The sequence below is a fragment of the Paraburkholderia sp. genome (assembly GCF_035501035.1).
Taxonomy (GTDB): domain Bacteria; phylum Pseudomonadota; class Gammaproteobacteria; order Burkholderiales; family Burkholderiaceae; genus Paraburkholderia.
In genome coordinates, this window is record NZ_DATJWR010000149.1 from 1 (window position 1) to 24,875 (window position 24,875).

The following is a 24,875-nucleotide window of genomic DNA, read 5'->3' on the forward strand; positions in this document are numbered from 1 at the left end:
GCCGAGCTTCGCCGAGTCGCTTTCGCGAAAGGCAGCCTGGCGGCTCGAGAAACTCGGCGTCAAGGTCTTGACCAGTATGAAGGTCGAACGAGTCGACGAGCAGGGCATCATCGCCAATGGTCAAAGGATTCCCAGCGCGACCGTGCTGTGGACGGCGGGTGTCACGCCGTCGCCGCTCGTGAAAACACTCGGGGCAAGTACCGACCGGGCCGGGAGGATATCCGTTGGCCCGTTCATGGATGTGCCGGGTGTGTCCGGCATCTTCGTCATAGGTGACACGGCCTCCGCCTTCCGCAATGGCAAGCCTTTGCCTGGCGTCGCGCAGGTCGCCATCCAGCAGGGACGCTATGTCGGGCGCGTGATCGCGGATTTACTCGAAGGAAAGCAGCCGGGGCGGCCCTTCGCGTATTTCGACAAGGGCAACATGGCTGTCATCGGCAAAAATTTTGCGCTGCTGGAGTCCGGCCGCCTGCAAATGAGCGGATTTTTGACCTGGTTGGTCTGGGCATTCATTCACATCATGTCTCTTCCGCAGCTGCAAAACCGTTTGCGAGTGCAAATTCAGTGGCTTTGGTCCTATTTGACCGGGCAACGAAGCTCGCGACTCATTTCCGAAGCGCCTTCCGCGCAAGTGGTCAGTGCGCAACCGGTGCAGACCGCTGACCTCCGTACTCTGACGCCAGGTAGTCCCCTCAAAGTCAAAGCCCCGGCCTCGTCCACCCCGGCTTGACGTCACCAGCTCTCGCAGAAGTCTCTACTACAGGAGAAATTCCATGGCCAAGAAGCCAATCCTGACCACGACTGCCGGCAACCCGATTGCCGACAACCAGAATTCCCTGACCGCCGGCCCGCGCGGGCCGCTGCTGCTGCAGGACTACCAGCTGATCGAGAAGCTCGCGCACCAGAACCGAGAGCGTATCCCCGAGCGCACGGTGCACGCCAAGGGCTGGGGCGCGCTTGGCGATCTCGTCATTACTGCCGATATCTCGAAATACACCAAGGCCAAGGCGCTGCAGAAGGGCGCCAGGACCTCGATGCTAGCGCGCTTCTCGACCGTCGCGGGCGAACTCGGCGCGGCCGACGCCGAGCGCGACGTGCGTGGATTCGCGCTCAAGTTCTACACCGAGGACGGCAATTGGGACCTGGTCGGCAACAACACTCCCGTGTTCTTCGTGCGCGACCCCTACAAGTTCGCCGACTTCATCCACACCCAGAAGCGGCATCCCAGGACCAACATGCGCTCGCCGACCGCCATGTGGGATTTCTGGTCACTGTCGCCGGAGAGCTTGCACCAGGTCACGATCCTCATGTCGGACCGCGGTCTGCCGATCTCGCCCATGCACATGAACGGCTACGGCTCGCACACCTATTCGATGGTCAATGCCAGGAACGAGCGGGTGTGGGTCAAATTCCACTTCAAGACCGAGCAGGGCCACAGGCATTACACCAATGCCGAGGCCAGCGAAGTCGTTGGCAAGAATCGCGAGTCTTTCCAAGAGGCGCTGTTCGGCGCCATCGAGAAGGGCAAATTCCCGCGATGGAAATTGCAGATCCAGGTAATGCCTGAGAAGAACGCCGGCAAGCACTGGTACAACCCTTTCGACCTGACCAAGGTCTGGCCGCACGGCGACTATCCGCCGATCGATGTCGGCTATTTCGAGCTCAACAAGAACCCGGAAAACTATTTCCAGGAGATCGAACTTGCCGCCTTTTCTCCGTCAAACGTGGTGCCCGGCATCTCCTGGTCGCCCGACAAGATGCTGCAGGCCCGTATCTTCTCCTATGCAGACGCGCATCGTTACCGGCTCGGCACGCATTACGAGCACCTGCCGGTGAATGCGGCCAGGTGCCCGGTGCACGCCTACCACAAGGACGGGCCGATGCGATTCTTTCCGGCCGAAACTGGCAATGTCGATGCCTACTACGAGCCGAACTCGTTCAACGGCGCCGTGCAGGACGAACGTTACAAGGAACCGCCGATGGAGATTTCGAGCGAAGCGGCCGACCGCTACAACCATCGCGATGGCAACGACGACTATCGACAGCCCGGTGATCTGTTCCGGCTCATGAGCAGAGAATCGCGGGAAAGGCTATTCAACAATTACGCCGACGCCATGGCCGGCGTGCCGGTGGAGATCATCAAGCGCCAAGTGGCGCATTGCTACAAGGCTGATCCGGCATACGGCGAGGGCCTCGCAGCCCGTATGGGTCTATCGGCCAGGATTCATTCTTCGCCTGTGGCGGTGTAACGAGCATGAAAACCGCAGCGATTCCCGCCTCCCGCCTTCAGTCGCCTGCAGGCTCCACGCTCGCGACACGCGGGCTCGATTTTATTGCGCTCATGAAGCCGCGCGTCATGTTGCTTGCGGTGTTCACTGCGCTTGTCGGGTTGACGATTGCGCCGGTTCATCCTGACGCGCTTTCCGGGGCCATTGCAATTCTCGGAATCGCAGCGGGCGCGGGAGCCGCGGGTGTGCTGAACATGTGGTACGACGCGGATATCGATGCGCTGATGACGCGTACCGCCGGGCGTCCGATTCCGCGCGGCAAGGTCTCGCGCTCAGAAGCGCTCGTTTTAGGACTCGTGCTTGCCTGCGGCGCAGTCGTTGTTCTCGGCATCGCAAGCAATGTGAAGGCGGCGGCGCTGCTCGCCTTCACAATCTTTTTTTACGCCGTTGTCTATACAGTCTGGCTGAAACGGCACACACCACAGAACATCGTCATCGGCGGCGCCGCCGGTGCGCTTCCTCCGGTGATCGGCTGGGCCGCGGCCACCGGAGACGTCGGTCTTTCGCCGCTGATTCTGTTCCTGATCATCTTCCTCTGGACGCCGCCTCATTTCTGGGCGCTGTCGCTCAATCGCACCGACGACTATGCCCGCGCGGGCGTCCCCATGCTGCCCGTTGTCGCGGGCAAGGCCGCAACAAAGCGGCAGATCGTCATCTACAGCCTCATCCTGGCCCCAGTTTCCATGCTGCCGTGGGCGCTCGGCCTGGCCGGATCCATCTATGGCCTGACCGCCGCTGTCTGTTCAGCGATATTCGTCGCGCTCGCATTGCGGGTAGGCAGGAGCAGCGATACCGATCGCCGCGCCGCCCATCGCCTGTTCGCTTTTTCGATTGCCTACCTGTTCGTGCTGTTCGCAGCGCTATTGGGAGGTTGATATGCGTGTCCGCGCACTCGCCGTTCTCCTGGTCGCCGCCGCGGCACTGGGCGGATGTACTGAAGGCGTCCTCGATCCGAAGGGGCCCATCGCCGCCGCCGAACGGCAAATCCTGTTCAACTCGCTCGCAATCATGCTGGCGATCGTGATCCCGACGATCCTCGCCACGCTGGGCATCGCCTTCTGGTATCGCTCTTCCAATCAGCGCGCACGCTATCTGCCCGATTTCGAGTATTCCGGACGGCTGGAATTGCTCGTCTGGTCCATACCCGCAATGACAGTGCTGCTGGTCGGTGGTGTCGCCTGGGTCGGCGCACATGACCTCGATCCGCGCAAGCCGATTGCCTCCGCGCAGCAGCCGGTTGTCGTTCAGGTCGTATCACTCGACTGGAAATGGTTGTTCATCTATCCCGAGCAGGGAATTGCCAGCGTCAACCACCTCACTGTGCCGGTCGGCACGCCGATCAGCTTCGAGCTCACGTCATCCAGCGTGATGAACAGTTTCTTCATACCGCAGCTCGGCAGCCAGATCTACACGATGTCGGGAATGGTGACACGCCTTCAACTCCAGGCCGACCACGCCGGCACCTACCCCGGGCTGTCGGCCAATTTCAGCGGCGACGGCTTTGCCGACATGCGTTTCGATGTTGATGCGGTATCGGCCGAGCAGTTTGCGCAGTGGATAGCGCAAGCCCGCAGCAGCGGTGCTGTGCTCGATGCGGCGACTTACGCCGACCTGGCCAAGCCGAGCAAGGCGGTGGCGCCTTCAACTTATGGCGCGGTCGCCCCGAAACTTTTTCACAACATCGCAAACCCGCCATCGGCGATGAACGTTACGGCGCAGCTGGCCTGTTCGGCGCCGCAGAGGAGTGAAAAATGAAGCTACTCGGCAAGCTCGACTGGAGCGCAATCCCCTTCGATCAACCTATCGTCATGGGCGCGTCGGGAGGGATGGTCCTGGTGATCGCGCTCATTCTCGCGTGGGTCACGGTGAAGGGATACTGGCCCTATCTGTGGCGCGAGTGGCTCACATCGGTGGACCACAAGCGTATCGGCATCATGTATTTCATCCTCGCAATGATCATGCTGCTGCGCGGCTTTGCCGACGCGATCATGATGCGCGCGCAGCAGGCGGTCGCGGCTGGCGGTGCCCAGGGATTTTTGCCTCCGGAGCATTTCGACCAGATCTTTTCGGCGCACGGCACCATCATGATCTTCTTCGTGGCCATGCCGTTGGTGATCGGCCTGATGAACTTTGTGGTGCCGCTGCAACTCGGCATCCGCGACGTCGCATTCCCCACGTTGAATTCGGTGAGTCTGTGGCTGACTGCGTCGGGCATTCTGTTGACGAACATTTCGCTGGTCGTTGGCGAGTTTGCAAAAACCGGCTGGGTCGCCTATGCGCCGCTAAGCGAGCTGGAATTCTCCCCGGGCGTCGGCGTCGACTATTACCTCTGGGCCCTGCAGATTGCCGGCGTCGGTACGCTGATGGCCGGCATCAATTTCGTCGCGACCATTCTGAAAATGCGGGCACCGGGAATGAGCCTGACGCGCATGCCGGTTTTCTGCTGGACGGCGCTCGCCACCAACCTGCTGATCGTCGCGGCTTTTCCTGTTCTGACTGCGACATTCGCGATGCTGCTGCTCGACCGTTATCTCGGCTTTCACTTCTTTACGCTCGCCGCCCAGGGCAACCAGATGATGTACGTCAATCTGTTCTGGATCTGGGGCCACCCCGAGGTCTACATCCTGATCCTGCCGATGTTCGGCGTCTTTTCGGAGGTGGTCGCCACCTTCTCCGGCAAACCCTTGTTCGGCTATCGCTCGATGGTCGCTGCCACCATGGCGATCTGCGTGCTGTCCTTCCTGGTCTGGCTGCACCACTTCTTCACGATGGGTGCGGGCGCGGACGTCAACGGCTTCTTCGGGGTGATGACCATGATCATCGCGGTGCCGACCGGCGTCAAAGTCTTCAACTGGCTGTTCACGATGTACGGCGGGCGCGTCCGCTTCACCGTGCCGGTCCTGTGGGCGGTCGGGTTCATGGTGACATTCGTCATTGGCGGCATGACCGGCGTGCTGATGGCCGTGCCGCCGGCCAGTTTCCAGCTGCATAACAGCTTGTTCCTCATCGCGCACTTCCATAACGTCATCATCGGCGGCGTGGTCTTCGGCGCAATGGCGGGCTACAACTACTGGTTCCCCAAGGCCTTCGGCTTCACGCTCGATGCACGATGGGGCAAAGCCTCTTTCTGGTGCTGGCTTGTCGGCTTCTATCTCGCATTCATGCCGCTTTACGTGTTGGGCTTGATGGGGATGACCCGGCGCATGCAGCACTACGACAATCTCGGCTGGCAGCCGTGGCTCGTCGTAGCGGCAATCGGTGCCCTCGTGATCGGGGCAGGTATCTTCTGCCAGGTTGTGCAGCTTGTCGTATCGATCCGCCGCCGTGAGCAGTATCGCGACGCGACGGGCGATCCCTGGAACGGCCGTACGCTCGAATGGTCTACGGCATCACCGCCTCCATCCTGGAATTTTGCTTTTGTACCGCGCGTAGCGGGGAAGGACGCCTTCTGGGCTAGGAAGAAAGCGCTGCCTCTGCGACAGGATCAGCCAGCGCCTGCGCGCGAGTACAAGCCGATCGAGATGCCGAAGAACAGCGCGACCGGCTTTGTCAACGCGTTCTTTGCCGTCGTCATCGGGTTTGCGCTGATCTGGCACATCTGGTGGATGGCGGGACTCGGGGTGCTCGGCGCATTCCTGACGATTCTTGTTTTCGCGTTCCGCGAGGAAGGTGAATTCGAGATTCCGGCTGCGCAGGTCGCCCAGTTCGATCGCACTCACCCAGTGGAGGTCGCGCTATGAATGCCGCCGCTACCGTAGACGAACTGCAGCCCGATGCACTAGTACCCGCAGGCGAGGCCGGTCCCGCTTCGAAGCGGATCGTGGTTGCCTACGGCTTCTGGATCTTCCTCCTGAGCGACATCGTGATGTTCGCGGCGTTGTTTGCAGCGTACGCAGTGCTCAAGAGCGGCACCGCGGGCGGGCCAGCCGGCGCCCAGCTGTTCAATCAAGTCACGGCCGCCATTGAAACGGCTTGTCTTCTCGTCTCGAGCTACACCTGCGGGCTGATGTCGCTAGCCATCCGTTCGCAACGCCGTCCTGCCACCTATTTCTTCGCCGCAATCACCTTCGTGCTCGGCGTCGCGTTCCTCGCGCTGGAACTCCGGGAGTTCGCGAGCATGATCGCCGAGGGCGCGACGCCGCAGCGCAGCGCGTTTCTTTCGGCCTTCTTTGCGCTCGTGGGCTGTCACGGACTGCACGTCGGCGTCGGTCTGATCTGGCTGATCGTGATGATGGCCCAGGTTGCATTTATGGGCTTTCGCGCCTCCGTGCAACGCCGTTTGCTTTGTTTCTCGCTCTTCTGGCACGCGCTCGACATCATCTGGGTCGGGTTGTTCACGGTAGTTTATCTGATGGGAATTATCCAATGACGACTACAACACGAAGCGATCGCGCTCCCGGAGACGCCGCACCCTCTCCCGAGGTGCAACCGACGGCGCCGGCTGGCGTCCTGATCTACACGATAGGATTGCTGCTGGCCGTTGTTCTCACCGCGACGTCTTTCTGGGTCGCTAACACTTCGCTACTCTGGGGACCCGGCGTGCCGCTGGGGCTTGCCGTGCTCGCCATCGCCCAGATGGGCGTTCATCTGGTCTTTTTCCTGCACATTACGACGGGACCGGACAGCACCAACAACGTGCTCGCGTTAGCGTTCGGCGTGCTCATCGTTGCCCTGGTGATCGCGGGATCGCTCTGGATCATGGCCAATCTGAACGCGAACATGACGATGTCGCCCGGGCTGATGGATTTGCACATGCAGCGCTGACCTACGACGTGACGTGCCTGCCGAGTTCCTTTCGCCATCAACCCAACAAAGGTCAATCATGACAACAGTTGCAGATCAGTTCGCCGCGACACTCGCCGCCGCCGGCGTCAAGCGCATCTACGGCATCGTCGGCGACAGCCTCAACGGGCTGACGGATTCGATCCGCCGGCAAGGCAAGATCGAATGGCTGCATGTCCGGCACGAGGAAGTCGCCGGCTTCGCCGCCGGGGCCGAGGCGCACCTCACCGGGGAGCTTGCCGTGTGCGCGGGCAGCTGCGGGCCGGGCAACCTGCACCTGGTCAATGGCCTGTTCGATTGCCACCGCTCGCGCGTTCCGGTGCTCGCCATCGCCGCGCAAATCCCGTCGGGCGAGATCGGATCGGGCTATTTCCAGGAGACCCACCCGCAGACCCTGTTCAAGGAGTGCAGCCATTACTGCGAGCTGGTCTCCGGGGCCAACCAGATGCCGCGCGCATTGGAAGTCGCGATCCGCGAAGCGGTCGGCAAGCGCGGCGTTTCGGTTGTGGTGATCCCGGGCGACGTCGCATTGCAGGAAGCGGCCCCTGCGCCTGAGCCCCGCATTGGCAGCCTGCTGCCACCGGCCCCCATCGTGGTGCCCGCGCCCGTGGATCTCGACCGGCTCGCCGCGCTGCTGAACGGCGACAAGCGGGTGACGATCCTGTGCGGCTCGGGATGCGCCGGTGCGCACGACGCGCTGCTTGCGCTCGGCAAGAGGCTGCAGGCGCCCATGGTGCACGCGATGCGCGGAAAGGAGCACGTCGAGTGGGACAACCCCTACGACGTGGGCATGACCGGCCTTATCGGCTTTTCCTCGGGATACTACGCGATGCTCGATTGCGAAGTGCTGCTGATGCTGGGCACCGACTTTCCGTATCGGCAGTTCTATCCGAACGGCGGCGTGCAAATTGCGCAAGTCGACATCCGCGCGGAGAATATTGGCAAGCGGGCGGCCGTCGACGTCGGCGTGGTGGGGGACGTGCAGGCGACGCTCCAGGCGCTGCTGCCGCTGCTTGAGCAGAAGCGGGACGGCGCGCATCTCGAGCAGGCGCGCAGCCATTACCGCAAAGCGCGCAAGTCCCTCGACGACCTCGCCGTCGGCAGGCCGGGAAGCGGACTCATTCATCCCCAGCAGATCGTCAAGGCGCTTAGCGACCGTGCCTCACAGGACGCGGTCTTCACCTGCGACGTCGGCCTGCCGACGGTGTGGGCGGCGCGCTATCTCGCGATGAACGGCAAACGGCGGCTGCTCGGTTCGTTCTGGCACGGCTCGATGGCCAATGCCATGCCGCAGGCGATCGGCGCACAGGCGGCGTTTCCGGGCCGGCAGGTGATCTCGCTCTCGGGCGACGGCGGCTTCGCGATGCTGATGGGCGACTTCCTGAGCCTCGCGCAACTCGGCTTGCCGGTGAAAGTAGTCGTCTTCAACAACGGCGCCCTCGGCTTCATCGAACTCGAGCAGAAGGCGACCGGCTTCCTCGATTTCGGCACCGAGTTCAAGAACCCGAATTTCGCTGCGATGGCCGAGGCGGCCGGAATTCGCGGCATCCGGCTCGAAGACCCGGGCCAGGTCGACGAGGGAATCGCCGCCGCGCTGGCCCATGACGGCCCCGTTCTCGTCGACGCCGTCGTCAACCGCACGGAGCTCACGATGCCGCCTTCAATCACGGTGGAGATGGCGAAGGGCTTCTCGCTGTTCATGGTGAAAGCCATCATGAGCGGCCGCGGCAACGAGGTGGTCGACCTCGCACGCTCCAACCTCTGGCGCTGACCGGGAGTGCGAATCATGTCCGCGCAAACGGTGGTATTCCGGACAGCAAAACCGGCGGCAAGCGTTTTCCAGGCGGCGTTTGTCGTCGCTTGGCTGTTCTGCCTGCTGTTCTACTTCATGGAATACGCGGTGCGCTCCGCGCCCAGCGTCATGCTGCCCGAACTCACCAAGGCGTTCGGCCTGACGACGGTGGGCCTAAGCTCGTTGCTTGGCCTCTATTTCTATTCCTATGCCGCGTTCGCGATCCTCGCCGGCGCGGCGGTCGACCGGTGGGGCGCCAAGTACACGGTCTCGATCGGTGTGCTGCTGCTTGCGCTCGGCACCGCGATGTTCGGAGTGGAAATCAGCTGGGTGGCGGCGGTCGGGAGGTTCCTGCAAGGCGCCGGTGCGGCGTTTGCGTTCATTGCGGCCGTCTACCTAGCGGCCCATGGGCTTCCGGCGCGCTATATCGCCAGCGCCATCGGCGTCACGCAATGCATCGGCATGCTCGGCGGCGCGGCAGGCCAGTTCGTCGCCGCCCCGCTGATTCATGGCCCGCTCGTGTGGCAGCAGTTCTGGTTCTATTCGGGGGGCATCACGTTGTTGATCGCAGTGGCGATGTTCATGGCTACGCCTCGCGAACCCCGGGCCGCGGACGCGCAGGCGAGCATCTGGAGCACGTTTGCGCCCTACAAGACGGTTCTCGCGAACCCACAGTCCTGGCTCTGCGGCCTATGTGCGGGCTTGCTGTTCCTGCCCACCACGGTCGGCGCCATGACCTGGGGCGTGGCGTTCATGCACGATGGTTGGCAACTCGGGTACGCGCAAGCGGTCGATCGTGCGGCGATGGTGCCGATTGGCTGGGTGTTCGGCTGCCCGGTCCTTGGCTATCTTGCCGACTTCATCGGCCGCCGTAAACCGTTGCTGATCGCCGGGGCGGCATTGATGCTGGCGGCGATGCTGGCGATCCTGTACCTGCCGCCCGAGACCTTTCCTCCGTATGTGCTTGCGTTCCTGCTCGGCTTCGGATCCGGCGCGGCCATGATCCCGTATTCGATCATCAAGGAGGTCAATCCGGACAACGCGAAGGGTAGCGCCACAGGCGCGATCAATTTCCTGGTATTCGTGATGAGCGCATTGGTGGCGCCCGCCGTGGGCTGGTGGCTGCAAAGGCTCGCGGATGGCGGGCCGTTCACTCTGAATATCTTCGTCAAGGCCGACAGCATCTTTGCCGCCGCGATTGCGTTGGCCGTGGTCGTCGCATGCTTCCTGAAGGAGACCGGCTCAGAGGCGCAGAAAGCGCCATGATGCATCCGGCGGGGCGGGGTTCGATGCTCCATCGGCGATCAGCCCCCGCCCGCGTCATTTGGGTAGAATGCCGGCAGAGAACACGGGCGGGACCTGCTGACTTGGGGGCGGGATCTGATGGCTCCAACGCACGAGAATCCGGTAGTTTTTGTCGTCGATGACGATGCTTCGATCCGCGCCTCAGTCGAGGATCTGCTGCATTCGGTCGGGCTCGAAGTCCGGGTGTTCGCGTCGCCGCAGGAGTTTCTGAAGGCGAAGCGGCCGGACGCGCCCAGCTGCCTGGTCCTCGATGTCCGGCTGCCCGAGCAGAGCGGGCTCGACTTCCAGCGCCATCTCGCCGACACCGCCCAGGAGCTGCCGATTGTCTTCGTCACCGGGCATGGCGACATCCGCATGTCCGTTCAGGCGATGAAGACCGGAGCGGTGGAGTTTCTGGCAAAGCCGTTCCGCGACCAGGAATTGCTCGACGCGATCCAGGCGGCGCTCGAGCGCAACCGTACGCAGCGCAGGGAAGCCACGCGCGTCGCGGAGTTGCGCAAGCGTTTTGACGCACTCACGCCGCGCGAGCGCGAAATCATGCCGTTGTTGATCCTTGGGCGCCTGAACAAGCAAATCGCCGCCGAGCTCGACGTGAGTGAGGCGACCGTCAAGGTGCACCGCGGTCAGCTCATGCGCAAGATGCAGGCGAAAACGCTGCCCGAGCTCCTGCGCATGGGCGACAGCCTGGGTCTGTCTGGCGAGGCGAAGTCGCCCGCTAACTAAAGTACGTCATTGATGGAACTTCGCCCTATCGATCCGACCGAAATAACCGGAGAGATTGACCTCCCGCACGAATGAAGAGAGACCGCCAATCAGCCCCGCCATCACGCCCACGAATTGCGCGCCGGCGAGCCACTTGAGATCCGTTCCGAGGAATTGCCCGACAAAGAGCGTAACGATGACAATGCACAATAGTAGCGCTGCGCCGGTGCAGAAGTTGATCGACCAGGTTGCCAGCTGACGCCGGCGCTCCAGATTTGCAAGTTCCGCTCGACCTGCCGCGCGCTCCGTTTCATCCAGCGCCGCCCATCCCTGGTCCAGATTCTGCACGCGGTCGACAATGCGGGCCAAGCGACCGGCCATGACGCCGAGCAGGGCCGCAATCCCCGAGAGCAGAAACACGGGCGCGATCGCAAGCTGAATCGCGTGCTGAATGAGCGGAACACTTTCGTTCGTCGGCAAGCGGCGGTCTCCCCGTTTCTAGTATTGCGCGGTCAGGCAGCCAGGTTCTGAGAGGGCAGGTAAGTATCGAGCGAAAAGGACGAGGCGCGGCCGATGTTGGCAAAGTTGTTCTCGAGCCACGCGGCCATCTGCCTTCGCCCGGCGTCGTGCAGCGTTTTGAGAAATCTGCCCTCGGTGTTGAGCCGCGTGAGCGTACTCAGCCCGCTCATCGAGTCCGGGAGGCAGACGGCATGCATGTTGAGACCGCGCAGCCTGTCCTCGAAGTAGCCCCGGGAAAGCGGATGGCGTTCTGCTTCCTGTTTGGCCAGCGCGATGCCCTGCAGTTCGGAGGACAGCGCGGAGCTGAAGTTCAACTCGTCCAGCCGGCGTCGGATCTGCTCGGCATCCGCCGGAATATCCGGCCGCTGGGCCGGGTTGAGCAACACCAGGAGAATGTCGCACGCAGCGCATTCATACAGCAACGGGCGGATGGGCGGATTGGCGGTCAATCCGCCATCCCAATAGGCCTTGCCGTCCACTTCGACAGGGTGCATTAGCGTCGGCAGCGACGCCGAAGCCAGAACTGCGTCAAGCGTGATCTCGTTGTTGCCGAAAAATCGCGGCAATCCCGAGCTCACTTCGGTGGCGGAGACGAACAGCTTGATGGTGCTGGCTGATCTCAGGTGCTCGAAGTCGATCTGCGCCGCCAATATCTCGCGCAGTGGATTGATATTGAGCGGATTTGCCTGCGACGGCGAGAAATACCGGGTGAGAAAGTAGAGCGCTTCCCCACCGCTCCACGTGGCGCTGACGCTGTCCCAGAACTTTGTCAGTGCCCGGCGCGCGCCATCGCGCCCGCCGGTGGCAAGGCCGTGGGCGAGCACCACGGCGTTGACTGCGCCTGCGCTGGCACCGCTGACGCCGTCGATGGCGATGCGCTCGTCCTCGAGCAGGCGATCGAGAACGCCCCAAGTGAAGGCGCCGTGCGATCCGCCGCCCTGCAGCCCGACACTGATGACCTTGTTGTCCATGAGTTCAGGTTGAACTCACGGTGGACTGCCGTCTTCACGAATCCTGCCCGAGCTCCTGCGAATGGGCGACTGCCGGGGCCTGTCAGCCGCGGCGAAGCCGCCGGCCAACTAAACCAAAGTCGTAGGCCATCGCTACCCACCGGCGAGTGGACTAGGCGCGTGCGCCTGCGACCTGTACGCACGTCCAATGGCCGCTTGCGCGTGCGCCGCCTAGACTCGTGCCGTGAAATCAGGCAACGCCGGAACTGCCACTGTGGCGATCGTAGAGGATGACGAGTCGATGCGCGCGACCACGGAAGATCTGCTCGAGGCCGCGGGGTTCGCTGTGGTGGCGTTCCCATCCAGCGAGGCATTCTTGGAGTCTGGGCGCTTGCAGGACATCGCATGCGTGATCGCCGATATGCGCATGCCGGGGATGAGCGGCCTTGAGTTGCACGATCGGCTCGTCGCATCAGGCACTCCCATTCCGACCGTTCTGATGACGGCCTACCCGGAGGAGAAGGTGCGGGGGCGCGCGCTCGCCGCGGGCGTGTCCTGTTATCTCGCCAAGCCTTTCACGGCCGAGGAGCTTCTTGAATGCGTAGGCTCCGCCATCGACACTGGCAGGACCGGATCGCGATGACTCAAAGACAGCCGGCACCCCCTCGGCATTTTTGGAGGAAATGAACGATGACCACGGATGCAACGCTGGAATCGGTCGCGGAGTCACATGCAGACATGAGTGGCGCAGACTCCGCAGTGCACGTCGATCGTGCGATAGGCATGCTGCGCGCGCACCTTCTGGAACGCACGGTCCGGAATGACTGGGACGAGAAGCGCGCTCACGAGGTGGCGCAGGCCATCGTTACCTGTCTGCGGGAATCCGCGGACTTTCCGGTCGACGAGCCGAATTCCCACGCCACGCGCCTGTCTAGGGACTGCTTACGGCACGCCCTAAGGTTCATTCACCAGAACCTCGACACGGATCTCAGCTGGGTACAGATCGCGAGCGCGGTCGGCCTGGCGCCGTTTTCCTTCGGGCGAAGCTTTAAGGTCACCACGGGCCTCACGCCCTACCAGTACGTGATTCGATGCCGCATCCGGAAGGCCATGAACCTGCTCGCCACGAGCGATCAGAGCATCTGCGACATTGCGCTGGACGTCGGCTGCTCGTGCCAGAGCCACCTGACGACCTTGTTCCGCAAGCACACCGGTACCACCCCAGGCGCTTTCCGCGCAGCGTCGAGGAGGGGCGGCAGAAGGCCCATGGCTGCGCCTGCCCCCGTCGCGTCCGTTCCGGCTAGCAGGTTTGCGTGAATTTCCGCGCTAGCGCGTGAGCTGCCAACAGCAAGCGAATCAGACTACAGGAGGACACAATGTCCCAGAACGAGTTTCCCCCGCCGGCAACGGCTGAGAGCACAGAGCCCGATCCGCTTCGCTCGGAATACGTGCTGCGTCACGTTCAGTGGATCCCCACGCTCGCGTTTGTCATGGTTGTCGGGTTCGCCATGATCTACGTGTTTGTGCTCTAAGGGAGAGATCATGACCAAAAAGGTAACCGCGGAACTGAAGCGCAGGCGGGGCGCGCCGCTAGCAACGCCGAGCGATCTGCATGCGGACGCGACCAGGGACGTCGCCGCGGCCCTGAATGCCATCCTGGCCGACGTGTTTGCGCTCTACCTGAAGACAAAGAATTTTCATTGGCACATGAGCGGGCCGCACTTTCGCGACTATCACCTGCTCCTCGATGAGCAGGCGGACCAGCTCTACGCCATGGCCGATCCCGTCGCGGAGCGGGTCCGCAAGGTCGGCGGGGCGACGCTCAGGTCCATCGGCCATATTTCGCGCACGCAGCGCGTGCTGGACAACGATGCGGACTATGTGGAGCCATTGGACATGCTGGCGGAACTGCGCGAGGACAATAAGACGCTCGCTGCCCGTCTTCGGAATACCCATGACGTGTGCGACGAGCACCGCGACATTGCCACGGCAAGCCTGATCGAGGTCTGGATCGATGAAACCGAGCGGCGCACCTGGTTCCTCTTCGAGGCCAGCCGCAAGGGCGCTCCCACAGGACATTGACGCGCAGTGCCGACTCGAGGCGAAATCAGCGAAGAGGAAATCGATGTGGTGCTCGCTGACTCCTATCCAGCGAGCGACCCGCCTTCGTGGACGCTGGGCTCGGAACCCCATGACATTTTGATCGAGCAAGAGCGGCAGGAAAAAGAATCGATCAGCCGATGAAACCGACGCCAGGCGCGGGTCAGCTTTGGGCTGCGCTGGTCGTTCTGCTGGCGGCCTGGATTCTGCACAGCTTCCTCGAGCCTTTGCTGTGGGCATCGGTCATCGCAGTCGCCACCTGGCCGATCTATCGGCGTTTCTCGCGGCGGCTACCGGCGCGCGCCGCCTCGAGCGCGGCGCCCCTCCTGTTCACGATGCTCGTGACGCTGTTCGTGCTCGGGCCTCTAATGTTTGCCGTGGGCGCGCTGACCCTGGAAATGCGCAGCTTGGCCGACCAGATCGTGGCCGCGGACAGGAACGGACTCGCCACTCCGGGATGGCTGGAGTCCACGCCGGTCTTCGGTGCCTGGCTCGCGGATCAATGGAGCGCAATTCTCGGCGTTCCGGGCGGCGTGTCGGCGTGGTTGCGGCGCCCCGATACGCCTTCGGTGCTCGGGTGGGCGCAAACCATGGGGCATTTCATCGCCCACCACGTCCTGGTCATCGTGTTCACGATCCTGGTGCTATTTCTGCTGTTCCGCGACGGTGAGGCACTGGCGCAGCAGCTGGTCCGCCTGATCCATGACCTGCTCGGCGAGCGCGCCGATTCCTACCTGCGGCTGTCGATCGCGGCGGTACGCGCGACCGTCACCGCCATGGTCATCGTCGGATTGCTGGACGGCGTCCTGAGCTTTGCGATCTATGCGCTGGCGGGCGTCCAGCAACCCGGGGTGTGGGGCGCCTTGACCGGCGTCTGCTCCATGATTCCCTTCCTGGGCTATCTGGCGGTGCTTGGCGCCGCAGCGGCTTTAATGACCAAGGGGTCCGGCGGCGCCGCATTGTTTGTCTGCGCGGCGGGGCTGGCATCGCTCTTCATAGTGGACAAATTTGTCCGCCCGATGCTGATACGCAGCACCGTCAATCTCGGCTTCGTGTGGATTCTCATCGGCAGCCTGGGAGGCTTCGAGGTCCTGGGGACCTCCGGAATCCTGATCGGGCCCGTCGTGCTCGCCTTGTTCGGCGCGCTCTGGCACGAGTGGACGGGCGCCCGCAGCCCCTCGGCCGCCGATTCCCCGTGAACGTCGGCCAGCTGATGTTCGCGGTCGCCGTCATGATGCTGACTTCTATTGTCGCCATCGGGGTGGCGAAGAAGCTGAACATCGGCGCGATCGTCGCCCTGCTGCTCGTCGGCTTGGCCCTCGGACCGCATTCCCCGAGGCCGCTGCTGACCGGGCACATAGGCGAACTGCGGGCGGTCGGTGAAATCGGCATCATGCTGCTGCTGTTTGCAGTGGGGCTGGGTACCGTGCCGGCGCAATTGTGGTCCATGCGGCGCCTCGTGTTCGGTCTGGGGTCGGCCCAATACGCATTCACTACGGCCGCCATCGGGGCGTTTTTGTTTGCCACGGTCGGCGATGCCAGCGCGCATTGGCATTCGGTGCTGGTGGTCAGCCTGGCCCTCGCCATGAGTTCGTCGGCCATTCCCATTTCCATCCTGCAGGCACAGGGCGACAGCGCGTCGACGCAGGGCAGAGCCGTCATTGCGATTGACATCTTTCAATCACTCATGGCGATACCCGTGTTGGCGCTGATCCCGGTATTGGGCATGGCCTCGGGTCCGGGCGCGCACGGCCTGGACATTGAAAAGGTGAGCGCAGTGGTGGCCGCGATCGCCGGCGTCTATGTCCTGGGCCGCTTTATCCTGCCCTGGGCGCTCGGCCTGGCCGCGCGCCACCTGGGCCCGGGCGGCTTTGCGCTGACAGTGCTTGCCGCCGTGTTTCTTGCAGGCGGGTGGATGGATAGCGTGGGCATCTCCATCGCGCTGGGCGCCTTCATGATTGGCGTGCTCCTCTCGACGACGGTCTATGCGGATCAGATCAAGGCGGCCGTGGCTCCGGCGAAGCAGGTATTGCTCGCGCTCTTCTTCATCGCCATCGGCATGGCGATCGACCCGAGAGAGCTCGTCGAGTTCAAGGCGGATCTGCTCCTGTATGTGCCAGGATTGCTACTCATCAAATTCATCGTCCTGTTCGCCCTGGCACGGTTCTTCCAGCTTGAATCGAGGTCGGCGCTTCTGGCCGGGCTGCTGGCGATGCCGTTCGACGAACTCGCCTATGTTGTCATGGCCAGTGCGAAGGCGAACAGCCTGCTGGACGCGCGGTACTACAGCGTCGGCCTGGTTGTGGTTTCGCTCTCATTTGCCGTGTCGCCGATGTTGATCAACCTTGGTTACAAATGGAGCGATCGCCTGCGGCACCAGCGGGTGAAAACGGCGCCTGATCCGGATGCCCGCATCGCCGAAGATGCCGTCGTGGTGGCCGGCTACGGCTACGTGGGTCGCGTCGTTTGCGCAATTCTCGGCCGCGCGCATATTCCCTACCGGGCATTCGAACTGGATCCGGAGCGCCTGGAGAAGGGCCGGCAGTCGAGCCACAACGTCCAATATGGCGATGCCACGGACATGCGGATGATGGAGGCAATCGGCATCCGCAACGCGCGCCTGGTGGTCGTGACCACGGGACATTACGAGTCGACCCGGCGCATGGTCGGCAACTTGCGACACTTTTTTCCGCGCGTTCCCGTGATGGCCGCTGTCCCGTACCTGGCGCAGCGGGACGAACTTCGCGAGTTGGGCGCCGCGCGCGTCATGGCGCTCATGCCGGAGGGCACATTGAAATTCGGGCGTTCCATACTCGATCGACTCGGCATGGCCATCGAGCGCGCCGACTCGATTATTAGGGCGCTCAAGGCCAACGACTACGCGGCGTTGCGCACGGCCGGCGCGGCCGAGCAGAACTGATCTTCCGGGAGAGGGGACTGCATCCCTGGGGCAAGATCCTGCAAATCGCGCAGGAACAAGAAAGACAGTACCGGCCAGCACGGAGATGATTGGCTTGTCGAGATGCCAGAGGGATCGAGATCCAGGGAAGCCCAGATGACAACGCTCAACATCAACAACCAGGCAGTCACGGTCGATGCGCCGCCGGACACGCCGCTGCTGTGGATACTGCGCGACTACCTGGGGATGACAGGCACCAAGTTCGGCTGCGGCGCGACCTTGTGCCGCGCCTGCACCGTGCACGTGGATGGCCAGGCGACGTTCTCCTGCGTCCTGCCGATTTCGGCGGTGGAAGGACGCAAAATCACGACCATTGAAGGTGTGACCGGCCGCGTGGCCGAGGCAGTGCAGAATGCGTGGGACAAGATCCAGGTGCCGCAGTGCGGCTACTGCCAGTCGGGCCAGGTCATGTCGGCGGTGGCGTTGCTCAGCAACAACAAGACACCCAGCGACGCGGAAATCGATGTGGCCATGCAAGGCAACCTCTGCCGTTGCGGAACCTACCAGCGTATCCGTGCCGCGATTCAGGACGCAGCCAAGCAACTCGGGGGCTCCGCGTGAACGCCGCAGTCGGGGTCAGCCGAAGAGAGTTCCTCAAGATCTCGGCCGTCTTCGGCGGCGGGCTCGCGCTCGGCTTTCGATTCGGCGTGCCGCAAAGCGCTCGTGCTGCAGAAGGTGCATTCGAACCCGATGCATGGATCACCGTGCGCCAGGACGGTGTCATCAGCCTGGTATGCCCACGCAACGAGATGGGCCAGGACGTTCACACATCCCTCGCGATGCTGTTGGCGGAAGAGCTGGCCGTCGATCCACGGCGCGTCGAGGTCCAGCAGGCCGTGGTCAGTCCGGTTTACCTTAACAAATTGATGGGCGCGCAGATCACGGGCGGCAGCACCAGCGTGCGGGACGCCTGGGAGCCGCTGCGCCGGGCAGGCGCCGCGGCGCGGCTGATGCTCGTGAATGCGGCCGCTGCACAATGGAATGTGCCGGCGAATGCCTGCCGTGCCGAGAACGGCCAGGTGTCGCATGAGGGGAAGACGCTCAGCTACGGCGCGCTCGCTGGCGCCGCAGCACGCCAACCCGTGCCAAAGGACATTGCACTAAAACCCGCTAGCGCTTTCAGTGTGATTGGCACGGCGCTGCCGCGCCTGGACGGTGCTGACAAGGCGCGCGGCCGTACCGTATTTGGCCTCGACACGAAGCAACCGGGCATGGTGTACGCCGCCCTTCTTCCATGCCCCGTGATCGGGGGCAAAGTCACGTCCTTTGACGGGAGCGTCGCGGAAAAACGCCCAGGTGTGCGCAAGGTGGTCGACATCGGCGAAGGGGTCGCGGTGGTCGCCGACCACTACTGGACCGCAAAATCGGCGTTGGCCGACCTCAAGGTGCAATGGGACGAAGGTCCCGCGGCAAAACTCAGCACCGCCGCGATCTACGCGGCGCTGGAGCGCGCCAAAGGGCGGCCGGGTGCCGTGGTGAAACAGGCCGGCAACGCAGCCGCGGCGCTCGCCAAGGGCAAGCCGATCGAGGCGCGCTATACGTCGCAAATGCTGGCGCATGCGACGCTGGAACCGCAGAATTGCCTGGCGCTCGTCTCCGCCCAAGGGGTCGACCTGTGGGCGAGTACGCAGTACCCGCAGGGCGCGCAGGGCGCCGCCGCGCAAGCGGCGGGCGTAGCGCCAGACAAGGTGCGGATCCACGCGCAATTCATCGGCGGCGGCTTCGGCCGGCGCCTGGATGTGGACTTCGTCACCCAGGCGGTTGCGATCGCCAAGGCGCTGCCCGGCACCCCGGTAAAGCTCATCTGGAACCGGGAGGACGACACCACCCACGACTTCTATCGCCCGCCCAGCCTTCACCTGCTGCGCGCGTCGCTCGATCACGGTCGCGTCGCTGCGTTCACGCACAAGATGATTTCGCCTTCGATCACCAATCGTCTGTTTCCGGGCGTGGTGAAGGACGGCATCGACGGCTTCATGACCGAGGGCCTGATCAACTTCACCTACGACATCCCGAACCTCGAATTGCGAACCGTGATCCAAGAGGTCGGCATCCGTGTCGGCTACTGGCGTTCGGTGAGTAACGCGCTCAATGCATTCGCGATCGAGAGTTTCGTTGATGAACTAGCGCGTGCGAGCCATCAGGATCCGATCGCATTCCGGCTGGCCATGCTGGAGAAGCTGCCCCGCCAGCGCGCTGTGCTTGAGCGCGCGGCGAAGGATGCCGGCTACACGGGCAAGCCGGCCAAGGGGCACGCGTATGGTGTTGCTTCCATGGAGTGCTACGACACGCACATCGCGCTCATCGCCGAAGTATCCGGTTCCGCAAAGAAAATAAAGCTGGAAAAACTCACCTACGCCGTCGACTGCGGCGTCGCCGTGCATCCCGACCAGGTGATCGCGCAGTTGCAGGGAGGTGCCGTCAGCGGCCTCATCAATACCCTTCGCAGCAAGATTACGATCAAGAACGGTCGAGTCGAGCAGGCGAATTTCGACGCGTTCACCATTCCGCGATTCTCCGAAGTGCCGACTATCCATGTCGCATTGATCTCGGGGGGTCAATCGCCTGGCGGCATGGGCGAGGCCGGCGTGCCCCTGGTCGCGCCGGCGATCGCCAACGCCGTATTCGCGCTAACGGGCAAGCGCATCCGCGCACTACCGCTGGAGGACAGCGGCGTTCGCTTTGCATGATTGATGACGCTGCAAGAGCGATCCGATCTCGTACTTGCGTTTGCCCGGGTTCTCTTCGTCAATGGGCAAGCCACTGAACAGACATTGAGGGCGGCCGAGAGCGTCGGCAAAACGCTGGGACTGCGCTCCGAGATCGTGCCGCGTTGGGGGGAACTGCAACTTCAGGCCGAGAACGCGGAGGGCAGATTCACCACGCGCGTGGCGGCCGAGCCTGCCGGCGTGAATATGCATCGCGTGGCATCCACGATGCGGTCGATCGGGGAGCTCAATTCCGGCAGGTGCGTGCCGGAAGCCGCGCCCAGGATATTGCATGCGATCTCGCAGTCCGCGCCCGCAGCCGAATTGCTGTTCGTGCTGGCTGCCGGGGCGGGTGCCGTAGCCCTGGCGGTGCTCTACGGTGTGCAACATCTTTCTTCGGCGGCCATTATTTTCGCGAGCGCAGCCGCCGGTGCGCTGCTGCGCCGCACCCTGGCCCGTTACGGCGAAAACCTCTTCGTCCAGCCATTCTGCGCATCACTGGTTGCTGGCGCCATCGGTGCCCTCGCGGTACGGTACGAACTGAGCTCGTCATTGCGCCTAATTGCGCTCTGCCCATGCATGATATTGGTGCCGGGCCCGCATGTGCTCAATGGCGCGATGGATCTGTTCAATGGGCGCATTCATCTTGGCGCCAGTCGCCTGATCTACGCGGGCCTCGTGATTGTCGCGATCTCGATCGGGCTTCTGCTTGGCCTAGCCCTCTTCGGCGTGACCTTGCCGGTACACCAGATCGGCAAAGAAGTTTCCCTGTGGCAAGACGTGCTCGCGGCTGGTGTTGCAGTCGCTGCATTCAGCATCTTCTTTTCCATGCCGGCGAATATGCTGGCCTGGCCAGTGGCGGTCGGAATGCTCGCCCATGCCCTGCGGTGGGGGACGATGATATTGCTCGGGGCCAGCGCCGCCGCAGGCGCATTTGTCGCTTGCCTGGTTGCGGGACTGGTCCTCGCGCCGGTGTCGCACCGTGTTCACATGCCGTTTGCGGCCATCGGTTTCGCCGCAGTGGTATCGATGATGCCGGGCTTGTTCTTGTTCAGAACGGCCAGCGGCCTGATTCAGCTTTCCGGTGGTGCGCATACGACGCTGGAGCTCATAGGGGGAACCATCGCCGATGGCATGACGGCGATCACCATCATCCTGGCAATGAGTTTGGGCCTCATCGGGCCGAAATTGATCTTCGATCGCATCAGCCGGAGAGCCACGCAACCGCAGACTCAGCGAAGCCACGGCGACCAAGGCGTCGCAGAGTAGGCCATATGAAAGCGTCCGAATGCTTGCCCCTTAGATGCGCGACGGTGATTGTGTGCGGCGTTCTCTCGAGAAAGAACGATCGCGACTGCATCGACTTCTACGATCGTTCTGCAAACGAGCGCCCGTTAAGGAAAGCTTTCCATCGCTAGCTCTTATTGGATATCCAATGAAACTCATTAAATTCCTTGTCGCGCTTTGCGCTATATCTGGCGGTGTCTGCCTATTGTTGGGCGCCTACGATCTTATGCTCGCTGGATTTGGGTATGGAAAGATCGGCTTCTTCCTCTTGTCCGTCGCTGTTTTGCTTGCGGTAATTGCCGAGGTACTGACTCGCGAACGTAGGGCAGAAGTCGAGATCGGACAAGTCGACGAGGCAGATCGGGGTGAAATGTGACTGTAATCCGTAGAGGTCTAATCGGAGTGTCCGAAATTGGCATTTGTGGACTAGTTAAATGTGCAATGCGGCGTGATGCCATCCCGGAATATGTGTGACCGCGATGACGTCAACCGATTCGCGTCAGGGGATTGAGCTTCGGCTCCAGGGCCGTATCACGGCTTACACGGCTGCGCCGATCTGGCAATCGGCGATCGACACGCTCACGCGCAACCCCGATCGCCCAATCTTTGTGGATGCATCGCAACTTGACTATGTCGACGATGTCGGCATCGCACTGTTGTTCGATCTCACTCGACGCGATCGCCGCGCGGACGCAAGAGTCGAAATTCGGGAGTTGGCGCCGAATTTCGCTTCGCTGCTTCGCGCCTTCAACCCCAAGGATTTCGTGGCGTTTGCCAGCAGCCGGCGACCAATGGGCATTCTGGAACATGTGGGCCGCGCGACCGCGCAGCTGGTCGCCTACGCGAAGGACATGGCCGGGTTCCTCGGCGCGTGCGCGCGGGTATTGTGGCTCGCTCTCACGCGGCGAGGCGCGCCCAACTGGCGCGATGTGCTCGACGTTGCCACCGAAGCCGGCGCCCACGCCGTCCCGATCGTCCTTCTCACCGGTTTTCTCATGGGCGTGATCATCGCATTCGAGATCGGTCTCGTGGCCCGGCAGTTCGGCGCTGTGATCTTCGTCGTGAACGGTGTCGGGGTCGCCATGTTCCGCGAGCTCGGCGCGCTTATGACGGCGATCGTGTTCGCCGGACGTACCGGAGCCGCGTTCGCCGCCCAGATCGGCACGCAGAAAGTCAACGAGGAAGTGAATGCGATCTCCACCTTCGGGTTGCATCCGATCCACTTCCTGGTACTGCCGAGGCTGATCGCTGCGATGTTCGTGCTCCCGCTGCTCGCAGTCCTGGCCGATATCGTCGGAATCTTCGGGGGGGCGCTGGTGATGACCACCTTCGGTGTTGGTTTCCTGCAGTTCTACACACAGTTGCTCGGGGCAGTGACTCCGGGAGACTTCGTCCTCGGCATCGTCAAGTCCGCCGCCTTCGGCCTGACCATTGCCGCGGTCGGCTGTCAGCGCGGGCTCGGCACCGGTGCCGGTGCCATCTCGGTCGGCCTTTCGGCAACCAGTGCGGTAGTCACCAGCATTGTGCTGATCATCGTAATCGACGGTCTGTTTGCCGTCTTCACAAGCTGAACAGGCAAGACGATGCAGACCCAGGCGCACACCGACAACCACAAGGCAGCTGTCGGCGGCGGAATGCCAGCTATCAGCGTGCGCGAGCTGCGCATGGGTTACGGCGCACGCGTCCTGCTTGAAAACGCGTCGTTCGATGTGCGGCGTGGCGAAATCGTGGTGATCCTGGGAGGCTCAGGCTGCGGCAAGTCGAGCTTGATGAAGAACATCATCGGCTTGTTCAAACCGATGGCGGGCGACATCCTTATCGATGGGCGCAGCCTTGTGATGGCCAGCGCGGACGAGAAGGCTCAGATGCAGCGCAAGCTCGGCGTGATGTACCAGAGCGGCGCGCTGTTCGGATCGTTGAACGTACTCGAAAACGTACGCTTTCCGCTTGATCAGTTCACCGACCTCGCGCTCGCGGATAAGAATCTCATTGCGCGCATGTTGTTGCATCAGGTTGAAATGGCCTATGCAGAGGCGCTGATGCCTGGGGAACTGTCCGGTGGCATGTTGAAGCGCGCTGGAATCGCTCGCGCAATGGCACTCGGTTGCGACGTTCTGCTGCTGGACGAGCCCTCGGCTGGTTTGGATCCGGTCACCGGGGCCAACCTGGACCGGACCATTCTTTCGCTGCGCACGAATCTGGGCTTCACTTTCGTGGTGGTGACCCACGAGCTGCAGAGCATTTTCGCCATCGCCGATCGGGCGATCATGCTGGACTCTGTCTCTCGTAGCATCATTGCGGAAGGGAAGCCTGTCGACCTGCGCGATCACAGCGCCGATTCTAGGGTGCGACAGTTCTTTAACCGCCAGCCCGATCTGGTCGGGGGAAAAGCGGGTGGATAGCGTGGACGAAGGCAAGCGCTACGCTCGGCTTGGTCTGTTCGTCATGGTGAGCCTTTGTGTCATGGCTACGGTGCTCTTTCTGGTGGGCGGCCGAAAGCTCTTCCAGCCGACGTTCACTTTCGAGACCTACTTCAACGGATCGGTTTCCGGCCTCGAACTCGGTGCGCCCGTGCGCTTTCGCGGTGTCCCCCTGGGCCAGGTCTCGGAGATTCTGACTTCTGCGGCCACGTACGAAAGAGACGTTCCGTTGGACCGACGCAGGGAATACATCGTGGTCCGGGCGAAGGTCAATTTTTCCGCGGACGAAGCCGAGCAGCTAAAGCGGGATATGGCGCAGTTGGTGAAGAAAGGGTTACGGGCCCAGACCCAGCTTGCAGGTCTTACCGGCCAGCAGTATCTGGCGATCGACTTCGTCGACGCGGCGAAGTACCCGCCGCTGGCGTTCCAGTGGGAGCCGAAGTACACGTACGTGCCGTCCGCGCCGAGTCTCTCCGGCGAGATCATCGCGAACGCCCAGGCGTTCCTGTCGAGCCTGAACGAAGCGGATGTCAAGACGCTCGCCCGAAACCTGAACGCGCTCGTCGTCAATCTGGACAAAAAAGTCAGCGAGACGCCGGTCGCTGAATTCGTCAGGGACGCCGACGCGACGGTTGTGCGCATCGATCGAATCCTCGCTGCGGCGCCCATTGATCATGCGCTGCGCAAGATAGACTCCGCTGCCGCTCGGCTCGACGAACTACTCGCGGACCCGGGACTCAAGCAGACGGTCGACAATGCCGCGGCGGTCAGCGGTCGCCTGCGCGGACTCGCCGATCGTGGCGACCTGGACCGCATGATCAAGCATATCAATGCTATGGCGGAGCGGCTCGATGCCTTGATCGGCGACAATCAATACGACGTGCGCGTGATCGTCCAGGATCTGCGGGTCACCGCAGACAACCTGCGCGTGTTGTCGGAAAACGTAAAGCGCAATCCTGCCGGCGTGCTCCTCGGCGGTCCGCCCGAAAAAGTTGAACTTCCCGGGAGTTCTCGATGAGCGCCAAACGCGCCGCACTGGCGGCGTGCGCTGCCCTTGTCCTCG

General features: G+C 62.7%; 25 protein-coding genes. 23 read left to right on the forward strand and 2 right to left on the reverse strand.

Annotation, left to right across the window (positions count from 1 at the left end; genetic code table 11):
* The 10 genes from VMJ11_RS10300 to VMJ11_RS10345 all read left to right on the forward strand — a co-directional run.
* Positions 1-730, forward strand: a 730-nt coding sequence (locus VMJ11_RS10300) for an NAD(P)/FAD-dependent oxidoreductase (protein WP_325619314.1), incomplete at its 5' end; no start/stop codon positions are given.
* 43 nt (positions 731-773) lie between these two features.
* Entirely contained in the window at positions 774-2,249 is a 1,476-nt protein-coding gene (locus tag VMJ11_RS10305) for a catalase (RefSeq protein ID WP_325619315.1), read from the forward strand.
* 5 nt (positions 2,250-2,254) lie between these two features.
* Positions 2,255-3,163: a heme o synthase gene (locus VMJ11_RS10310; protein WP_325619316.1), complete on the forward strand. Its 909-nt coding sequence runs from the start codon at positions 2,255-2,257 to the stop codon at positions 3,161-3,163.
* A 1-nt stretch (position 3,164) separates the two neighbouring features.
* Complete coding sequence (gene cyoA, locus VMJ11_RS10315) at positions 3,165-4,043, forward strand: ubiquinol oxidase subunit II (RefSeq protein ID WP_325619317.1); 879 nt, start codon at positions 3,165-3,167, stop codon at positions 4,041-4,043.
* Positions 4,040-6,028: a cytochrome o ubiquinol oxidase subunit I gene (gene cyoB, locus VMJ11_RS10320; protein ID WP_325619318.1), complete on the forward strand. Its 1,989-nt coding sequence runs from the start codon at positions 4,040-4,042 to the stop codon at positions 6,026-6,028. Before cyoA ends, cyoB begins: the two co-directional genes overlap by 4 nt.
* Before the next feature lie 80 nt (positions 6,029-6,108).
* The gene (gene cyoC / locus VMJ11_RS10325) at positions 6,109-6,657 is read left to right on the forward strand and encodes a cytochrome o ubiquinol oxidase subunit III (protein ID WP_325619319.1); all 549 of its coding nucleotides are present in this window, start codon (positions 6,109-6,111) and stop codon (positions 6,655-6,657) included.
* On the forward strand, positions 6,654-7,052 hold the full coding sequence (gene cyoD / locus VMJ11_RS10330; protein WP_325619320.1) for a cytochrome o ubiquinol oxidase subunit IV: 399 nt from the start codon (positions 6,654-6,656) through the stop codon (positions 7,050-7,052). The genes cyoC and cyoD overlap by 4 nt, the downstream gene beginning before the upstream one ends.
* Before the next feature lie 55 nt (positions 7,053-7,107).
* Entirely contained in the window at positions 7,108-8,841 is a 1,734-nt protein-coding gene (poxB, locus tag VMJ11_RS10335) for a ubiquinone-dependent pyruvate dehydrogenase (RefSeq protein ID WP_414694361.1), read from the forward strand.
* Positions 8,842-8,856: 15 nt separating this feature from the next.
* Positions 8,857-10,128: an MFS transporter gene (locus VMJ11_RS10340; RefSeq protein WP_325619322.1), complete on the forward strand. Its 1,272-nt coding sequence runs from the start codon at positions 8,857-8,859 to the stop codon at positions 10,126-10,128.
* A gap of 117 nt (positions 10,129-10,245) precedes the next feature.
* Entirely contained in the window at positions 10,246-10,890 is a 645-nt protein-coding gene (locus VMJ11_RS10345) for a response regulator transcription factor (protein WP_325619323.1), read from the forward strand.
* Between the two features lie 6 nt (positions 10,891-10,896).
* Here the strand turns inward: VMJ11_RS10345 and VMJ11_RS10350 are convergent, their stop codons facing one another.
* Both VMJ11_RS10350 and VMJ11_RS10355 read right to left on the reverse strand, forming a co-directional pair.
* A complete protein-coding gene (locus VMJ11_RS10350) occupies positions 10,897-11,349 on the reverse strand; it encodes a DUF2721 domain-containing protein (RefSeq protein ID WP_325619324.1) in 453 nt (150 codons plus the stop codon).
* A 32-nt stretch (positions 11,350-11,381) separates the two neighbouring features.
* The gene (locus tag VMJ11_RS10355; RefSeq protein ID WP_325619325.1) at positions 11,382-12,359 is read right to left on the reverse strand and encodes a patatin-like phospholipase family protein; all 978 of its coding nucleotides are present in this window, start codon (positions 12,357-12,359) and stop codon (positions 11,382-11,384) included.
* 223 nt (positions 12,360-12,582) lie between these two features.
* On the opposite strand from VMJ11_RS10355, the gene VMJ11_RS10360 reads away from it, so the two are divergent.
* The 13 genes from VMJ11_RS10360 to VMJ11_RS10420 all read left to right on the forward strand — a co-directional run bounded on the left by VMJ11_RS10360 (position 12,583) and on the right by VMJ11_RS10420 (position 24,830).
* The gene (locus tag VMJ11_RS10360) at positions 12,583-12,981 is read left to right on the forward strand and encodes a response regulator transcription factor (RefSeq protein WP_325619326.1); all 399 of its coding nucleotides are present in this window, start codon (positions 12,583-12,585) and stop codon (positions 12,979-12,981) included.
* Positions 12,982-13,028: 47 nt separating this feature from the next.
* On the forward strand, positions 13,029-13,655 hold the full coding sequence (locus VMJ11_RS10365) for an AraC family transcriptional regulator (protein WP_325619327.1): 627 nt from the start codon (positions 13,029-13,031) through the stop codon (positions 13,653-13,655).
* A 59-nt stretch (positions 13,656-13,714) separates the two neighbouring features.
* Positions 13,715-13,870, forward strand: a complete 156-nt coding sequence (locus VMJ11_RS10370) for a hypothetical protein (protein ID WP_325619328.1) — start codon at positions 13,715-13,717, stop codon at positions 13,868-13,870.
* Between the two features lie 10 nt (positions 13,871-13,880).
* The gene (locus VMJ11_RS10375; RefSeq protein WP_325619329.1) at positions 13,881-14,420 is read left to right on the forward strand and encodes a DNA starvation/stationary phase protection protein; all 540 of its coding nucleotides are present in this window, start codon (positions 13,881-13,883) and stop codon (positions 14,418-14,420) included.
* 158 nt (positions 14,421-14,578) lie between these two features.
* Positions 14,579-15,637, forward strand: a complete 1,059-nt coding sequence (locus VMJ11_RS10380; RefSeq protein ID WP_325619330.1) for an AI-2E family transporter — start codon at positions 14,579-14,581, stop codon at positions 15,635-15,637.
* Positions 15,634-17,358: a cation:proton antiporter gene (locus tag VMJ11_RS10385; protein WP_325619331.1), complete on the forward strand. Its 1,725-nt coding sequence runs from the start codon at positions 15,634-15,636 to the stop codon at positions 17,356-17,358. Before VMJ11_RS10380 ends, VMJ11_RS10385 begins: the two co-directional genes overlap by 4 nt.
* 135 nt (positions 17,359-17,493) lie before the next feature.
* Positions 17,494-17,958: a (2Fe-2S)-binding protein gene (locus VMJ11_RS10390; RefSeq protein WP_325619332.1), complete on the forward strand. Its 465-nt coding sequence runs from the start codon at positions 17,494-17,496 to the stop codon at positions 17,956-17,958.
* Positions 17,955-20,087, forward strand: a complete 2,133-nt coding sequence (locus VMJ11_RS10395) for a xanthine dehydrogenase family protein molybdopterin-binding subunit (RefSeq protein ID WP_325619333.1) — start codon at positions 17,955-17,957, stop codon at positions 20,085-20,087. Before VMJ11_RS10390 ends, VMJ11_RS10395 begins: the two co-directional genes overlap by 4 nt.
* A gap of 3 nt (positions 20,088-20,090) precedes the next feature.
* Complete coding sequence (locus VMJ11_RS10400) at positions 20,091-21,374, forward strand: threonine/serine exporter family protein (protein WP_325619337.1); 1,284 nt, start codon at positions 20,091-20,093, stop codon at positions 21,372-21,374.
* Between the two features lie 166 nt (positions 21,375-21,540).
* Positions 21,541-21,768, forward strand: coding sequence for a hypothetical protein (locus VMJ11_RS10405; RefSeq protein WP_325619334.1), 228 nt, complete (start codon positions 21,541-21,543; stop codon positions 21,766-21,768).
* A 103-nt stretch (positions 21,769-21,871) separates the two neighbouring features.
* Positions 21,872-22,963 (forward strand): ABC transporter permease, encoded by a 1,092-nt coding sequence (locus VMJ11_RS10410; protein WP_325619338.1) that lies wholly within the window; start codon positions 21,872-21,874, stop codon positions 22,961-22,963.
* Between the two features lie 12 nt (positions 22,964-22,975).
* Positions 22,976-23,794, forward strand: coding sequence for an ABC transporter ATP-binding protein (locus VMJ11_RS10415; protein WP_325619335.1), 819 nt, complete (start codon positions 22,976-22,978; stop codon positions 23,792-23,794).
* Between the two features lies 1 nt (position 23,795).
* A complete protein-coding gene (locus VMJ11_RS10420; RefSeq protein ID WP_325619336.1) occupies positions 23,796-24,830 on the forward strand; it encodes an MlaD family protein in 1,035 nt (344 codons plus the stop codon).
* The last annotated feature ends 45 nt before the right edge of the window (positions 24,831-24,875 follow it).